1 protein-coding gene is annotated in these 481 nt (G+C 64.9%); it reads left to right on the top strand.

What is annotated here, in order from left to right; all coding sequences use genetic code 11:
- A partial coding sequence (locus tag J580_RS22735; protein ID WP_032006094.1) for a hypothetical protein occupies nucleotides 1-481 on the top strand: 481 nt, incomplete at both ends.

The following is a 481-nucleotide window of genomic DNA, read 5'->3' as shown; positions in this document are numbered from 1 at the left end:
TGACGACGATCGCGGTGGCCGTTCAGGCGGACGAGGCCGTGGCCGCAGCCGTGATGATGACGATGATGATCGCGGTGGCCGCTCAGGTGGTCGAGGCCGAGGTCGCAGCCGTGATGATGACGATGATGATGATCGTGGTGGTCGCTCAGGCGGACGAGGTCGTGGCCGCAGCCGTGATGACGACGATGATGACGATCGCGGAGGCCGTTCAGGCGGACGAGGTCGTGGCCGCAGTCGTGATGACGATGATGATGACGATCGCGGAGGCCGTTCAGGTGGACGAGGCCGTGGCCGCAGCCGTGATGACGATGATGATGATGATCGCGGTGGCCGCTCAGGTGGTCGAGGCCGAGGTCGCAGCCGTGATGATGACGATGATGATGATCGTGGTGGTCGCTCAGGCGGACGAGGTCGTGGCCGCAGCCGTGATGACGACGATGATGACGATCGCGGAGGCCGTTCAGGCGGACGAGGTCGTGGC

It is taken from the genome of Acinetobacter sp. 1542444, from assembly GCF_000581835.1.
Classification (GTDB): domain Bacteria; phylum Pseudomonadota; class Gammaproteobacteria; order Pseudomonadales; family Moraxellaceae; genus Acinetobacter; species Acinetobacter pittii.
Note: the sequence above shows the minus strand (reverse complement) of the source record. Positions and strands in the feature narration are given on the sequence as shown.